The organism is Bartonella sp. SD1336NMGDW, from assembly GCF_042193565.1.
Taxonomy (GTDB): domain Bacteria; phylum Pseudomonadota; class Alphaproteobacteria; order Rhizobiales; family Rhizobiaceae; genus Bartonella; species Bartonella grahamii.
Genome location: NZ_JBHILW010000032.1, coordinates 1 through 6,366, shown reverse-complemented (window position 1 = coordinate 6,366; position 6,366 = coordinate 1). Strand labels below are relative to the sequence as shown.

Genomic DNA, 6,366 nt, shown 5'->3' with positions numbered 1-6,366 from the left:
AAAACAGCCTCCAATATGGGGTGGTGGGGCTTTTTAGGCAGTCTGATAGGTGCCATTATTTCCAGTGTTTTTGGCTACTATGGTTACAGAAGCCGTAAGGATACTTTCATGCTTTAAAACGTCTACCTCTAAAGCAAACACAAAAAAAGCTGCACGCATAGTGCAGCTTTTTTTGCAAAATTTCCTTGATTTTTCATGCTTTTCAACACAACCAAATTTTTCGACATCCACGTAAAGCTTTTATAATCACGAGAAACAAGCTTAAAAATAAAAGATTTTTTCAACAATTCTATTTACTTATGTTTTTTCTTTAAAAAATTTCTTAGATGAAATGTTGACTCCATCGATTATATATATGCGTTACAGCGCAATAAATATGCAACTATTGCTCTATTTTTGCCATTTAAGCAAAACGAATTTCGCAGAAAAATATTCCTACACAATCAACAACTTTTCTTAATATGGAAAGCATATCAATCTTACATCTCATGTAAGAGGGAGCATTATGCGGTTAACATTTCATCCACACATAATATGAGAGAATAAGGTGAAATTCCTCTGGTACAAAGGAAATACCAGCCTACCAAATTATCTATTCTCAACAACGCGACGCGCTCACCGCCTCAATACCAGTACTTTAGTTTGAGTATACGAACACAATTTACATTTTAGATTAAATGTATCAAATAAATAGTGAACACAAAATCTATGAATAAACAACGATTTAACTTTACACGCTTCAAACAAAGAACCAAATTCTATAATCATGCGTTATTAATTTTTTTTGTAAATATTTTTATACAGAGATCAAAAATCTTACTATTGCTTTCAATACAAGAAACCTACATAAACAATTTCATCTTGATAAACACAACATGCTATATAAGCTCGATTCTATTGATGCTTATGAACAAAAGTCTATAAAGCAGATTGAAGTTGCCTCTATTGAAGTAAAAGATGGGCAAGAAAAACTGTATTTTATTGTGGAAAGCAGAAGTATTTTCGAAAACATGTTGCACGATCTGGAAAAAGCGAAAATCCATTGCGGTCGTGAACATTTCAAAGCTTTAGGAGAAAATACCCAATATATTGTTTCTGATAATTATGAAACTTTTATCGATCAAGCACTTCAAAAAGATACCATAACAACTTGAAAAAATGTTTGGGCTATGGAAACAACCCTCCCCTGTTGTTTATAAAATGCAACTTTTTCCTACTATATAATTTACAAGCTCTTCCTTATAACCGATTTTAATTTTTATTAAACGATTAAGAGATCGTCGAACCTTTTCCAGAAAAGGCTGCACATTTAAGAAAAGAAAATTGTAAACTATTGAGAATACATTTGCCCCCAAACAATCATTTAATTATAAAAATGATACATAAACACACATTGAATTTTTCAGTCAATAATTTGATTTATAAAGCTTTTAAAGCATTTTCCATATTAAATAATAAATGTAAATGGAGAAGGCATATACATTTGTCTAGGTTCCGCTTTTGCTCTTATGCAGATAGAGTTGACGGCGAATAGACTCCTCGATAAACTCATTGAGATCAACTTAACTGATGGCTTCATTTTGGAGGAAGAGGGATTGTATACAAGGGGACCATCAGCGCTTCCAATCACATTCATCCCCATATTAAAGCCATCACAAACAGGTGTTCATTCTCAAAATCTGTGATTTATGGGGTAGAACCAATATTTTAAAGAGTGTCTGTAGGGAGCATGATCATGCAAAAGGTGGATTCCTATACCAAATCAGAAAGGTATGTAATATATACCGTAATTATTTCCAGCATACTCCCCTTGCTGGACGGAAGCATTGTTAATGTCATCCTTCCTGACCTTGCGCATTATCTTTCAGTAGAGGAAAATAATATACAATGGGTTGTAACATCCTATTTTCTGGCCACCGTGCCAGGATTGTTGATAGCAGCTTTTGTTCAGGGGAGAATAGGTATCAAAAGAACTTGGTTTCTTGCAAGCTTCATTTTTATGCTTGGATCACTGGGGGTAGGATTAAGCTATAATTTTCCAACCATTATATCTGCCCGTATCGTTCAAGGTTTCGGGACCGGTCTTTTGCTACCCCTTAGCCAAACCATCATTGCCTTACAATTTGGACAGACACGAGTGCGCCAAGCCATGGGCACCATAGCCGTACCAACAGTTTTCGCTCCTGCCTTTGGTCCGCTGGTAGGCGCCTCGCTTGCTCAGTATGTGTCTTGGCGTTTGTTATTTTTTATCAATATTCCGCTTATTTTATTGGCACTCACCATTGGAGCAAAACATTTAAAGAGCAACGAAACAACAAAAACAAAATTTAACTTATTTGCATTTTTAGCATTTTTCATATCGCTTATTTCGTTTTTCTATCTCACAGAAGCCAGAAATATAAAGAACAACACCTCCGTATATATCCTAGCACTTATAGCGATGATATCTCTCATATTGTTCATTGTTTCTAATCAGAAAGCAAAAAACAAATTAATCGTCTTTAGCGGATTTCAAAATGCGCGCTACACATTACTCATGATCATGGGGCTTGTTGCTTCATTTCTTTTTTATAGCTTCCTCGTTTATTTTCCTTTAGCCGTTGCCATGGAAAAAGCCCATGAAAATAGCCTTCTCATCATCGGCGTAGTCCTTGCTCTACAAGGGGTAGGTGCATGGATCGGAAGGAAATTTATTTACCAAAAATGGAAAGAAAAAACTCCCTTTTTCATGATAGGAATTGGTTTGGTGATATCAAGCTTTGGATTATTATGCTTCGGCTATAATATAAGCATGGATGGGCTTGGATTCTTGCTAAGAGGCATAGGGCTTGCATCACCACCATTGTCTGCCTTTCCGCCCCTATCCAATATGTCAACAGCTTATACGTCAAAGATACAGCAGTTATCACACGCATATTACAGCAAATAGGCGGAGCCTTGGGGGGTGTATTCGCTGGATTTTTGATCCATTCGCTGACAGAAGAATATCTGTCCTTAAACCAAACATATCTCATATTCTTTATATTCTCTATCGCTGCATTTTTACTGTTTTGCCTTGCATTCTCCTTGTCGCATAAAGAAAAGGGCTCCGATTTATGATATGCTTTGTTTGAACGCCTTCTCAATAACATTTGCAACGACATATAATATCATAGAGCAGTTTACCACTTTTCGAGAAACCAACACACTGAAACCTTGACCACAGCCTTCATCATTTTTATGAAAGGACACTAAACCGACAAGCTCCTTAAGCTCTAAAATTTGGCCATCTCCAATAACATGCGGTGTTTATCAACATCATACTTGCTTTGTGCTCTTGGACACCTCTCAAAACCTCTTGAAATATGGGATTCTCTGTTGGTATCTTTGCAAATATCCACGAAATTAAGCACGCATTTCAATGCGGAATAGTCCCATAAACACGCTAACAGACACCCCTACAGCACCAGCATAGAATATGGCATCCCGCGCGCCCGCCCCCCCAAATGCTGATCATCTTCTGCCACGCATCGCGATGTAGAAAATAGCAACGTGCTGCAAACTTGGCGATGTTATTCATCTCATTTAAACCTCATTGAATTGCTATGCTTGCATAACCGCAACAGGTTCAAATGAAGATGAAGCGACAAAAACATCTGATAAAGCAGCATCTCTCTCCATTCCATTGTGAGCTGTCAACAGAAATCTACCCCTCTTTAATAAAAAAGCCTTCTCTCATTGAGGGGAAAATTTTTAAAAATATTGAAAATCATGATGCACGATGACAGACAGCAAACCATCTCTAAAAAGGCTGTTTTTTACTTTTACAGTGTGCTCTGAGATTTCTCTAACATTTTCCTGCCTTTAGATTTTCCTTATAAAATTTACGGACAAAAGAAGCTTTTCAGAACTCTTTTACACATAACTTCATTGCTTCAAGCTCCCTTACAGGCACGATAAACGTGTATATTTCCATCACGACCAAATACGCGAGATTAACAGCGGATATCATGAAAACAGCCTTTTTATAGAAACCGGTAAGCTTTAACGGAATAAACGAGATTGGTAAACCGATCCCCTACCCACTCATTACTCTCTACCGGTTATGCGAACAAAGAGCGCCATCTACTCTTTCTGACAAGCAAAAAACACACACAACATTTGGTAACATACCACTGTTGAAATTCTTGTCACAAAACCTTCCTTATTGTCATGTCAGAGATTATGCGCATTGCCTGCTTCTCATCTCCAATAAACAATCTGCCAATAAAGAATGTTATTGCAGTTACGATAATACAAAATTATACTTCTATTCTCATTCTATATTTTTCGAATTATCACACATTATCCGCCCCCTTCACTGTTATAACAATGAAAAGAGAAAAAATTAAAACACAATATGGCATTTCTCTTTCACAAATCTTATATAAGCCACAAAATTGTTGCGCGACTTTCTATGCAAGGTCAAGCAATAAAATCATACTCTAAAAACCACTCCACACACCACTTTTTGATATTATAAAGCCATAAAATGCAATTATCGTCTCCGCAAAAAATATCTCAGAAAAACAAAATCCCTCCTGCAATCATTGGACTACTTCCTCCAATGTTTGCATACCATTATACGTGTAAGGAGTTAGATGACTTGTTTATTGCATCATTTGCTCCTTCTGAGATTCCAGAAGGTACAAAACGCGAAAAAGTTAAAGCATGGCTACGTGCAATCAATTCTCAATGCGAAGAACCACTTGAGTTCCTTGGTAACCTGCTTAGTTATTTTATGGAAAAAGAATATTATGATCCAGACTCAAGCGGATTAAATCCATCATTATATGAAAAAATTTTACAGTTACAAAAAGATAAACGTAAAATTTTAGAAACGTTAAAGAAAGATGGATTGGAATATCAGCGTGGAGGGTATATTATCAAAGCAGGTCTTCTTTCTATAAAAGAGCTACAAAAACGTATTGCAGAGAAAGGACTTTCAGCAGTAGAAATCGAAATAAATAGGGCATTAGAAAATATAGAAAAAGATCCAAGGGAGGCAGTTCTATTTGCAGCAAATCTATTGGAAGCCTCTTGCAAAGCTTATCTCGACCACCATTCTATCCCATATGCAGAAAACGCCCGTAATAATCTGCCTGCTTTATGGGAAGAAGTCGTTAAGAAAGCTAAGATCCATCCCAAAGATTTGAAGCAAGAAAACTTAAAAAATCAAGATCTAGATGCAAATGACTTAAAAATGATCACATCCGGTCTGTATCAAGTTGTGCATGGTACTATGAATTTAAGAAACAAGAAAGGTGCAGCGCACGGCCGCTCAAAAAAGGATTTTGAACTAATCAATCTCAAACCTCGCCATGCGCGTTTAACTTTTAATGCCGCCCATTCCCTCTCAATTTATATCTTAGAGCTCATGGATCAGCCATAATAAATAAAGAGCACTATTCTTACATGCCATAACCATTTTCTCTTTACAGGCTTTTTGCTACCAACATAATGCTTTACCCTCTACAAAACACTCTTTGCAAATAATCGGGGTATCGTTACGATCATAGGCATTTTAGGTTTTGTCTTTTAAGACAAAAGGCTAGCAAAGCCTCCACTCCACGCATGTTTGTCTTTTTTATCCCAAAACAACATCATTTTCATCAAAAGCCTATCATAACATTTTATATTTCGAGCTAAGAGCAAGAGCAAATTTTCTTAAATCATTTTCTGGAAGCTTTTTCACCTTCTCCAGATGCTTTTAATTCTATAAGAAAGCAGCCCCTAGGTATTGTTAGCAATTAAAAAATAGGCAAGATTGGACTACAGTAGCAGGCCCTTTATGTTGATTTTTCTTGAAGGTTTCTGCCCCTTTAAAAAGATTGTGTGCCATGACGAAGAGTTTGGCTTGCGTTTTTCATTAGAAGCAAGTTTTGTAGCTTTTTTATGATATTAAGATAGAGGTAAGTTGGAAGCGTTTTTTTCACCTTCTCGCCATTTTTTATGTATGAGTGGAGATGTTCCGTTTTTTCTCAAGCCAAATTGCAGATATAAGACAGTTTTTTTTCTGAAAGACGAGGATATCTGAAAGTTTTGGAGAGGACTTTGATTATTTTTGGTTCTGTTTGTAGGATTTTTTGGGTCTTCTGGAATAAGATCGTGAACGATGATAATAACGCATTATATATAAAAATACAATAAAGTCAATGGTTTGTGTGCAATTGTTTTATAAGAATCCACTTAAGAATCCACACTTTTATGCATGATTCATTTGACCATTTTTTATATAAGATTGCCATGTATGAATAGACCATAAAAAGCAAATCATAAAGAAGTTTAAGAAGAAAAAACAACTTCAAAATGTCCTTCAAGCGTTTTAACTTCTTTCGGATTAACAAT

At 36.0% G+C, this 6,366-nt stretch carries 2 protein-coding genes and 2 pseudogenes; all 4 read left to right on the top strand.

All coding sequences use genetic code 11. The annotated features are described in order from the left end of the window. Positions 1–117: pseudogene (locus ACFIKH_RS08535) on the top strand (DUF3792 domain-containing protein); the annotation flags it as partial. A 758-nt stretch (positions 118–875) separates the two neighbouring features. After that, positions 876–1,154 (top strand): hypothetical protein, encoded by a 279-nt coding sequence (locus ACFIKH_RS08530; RefSeq protein ID WP_375652101.1) that lies wholly within the window; start codon positions 876–878, stop codon positions 1,152–1,154. Between the two features lie 581 nt (positions 1,155–1,735). Further along, positions 1,736–3,099: pseudogene (locus ACFIKH_RS08525) on the top strand (MFS transporter). Positions 3,100–4,624: 1,525 nt separating this feature from the next. Beyond that, complete coding sequence (locus ACFIKH_RS08520; RefSeq protein ID WP_375671477.1) at positions 4,625–5,410, top strand: abortive infection family protein; 786 nt, start codon at positions 4,625–4,627, stop codon at positions 5,408–5,410. The last annotated feature ends 956 nt before the right edge of the window (positions 5,411–6,366 follow it).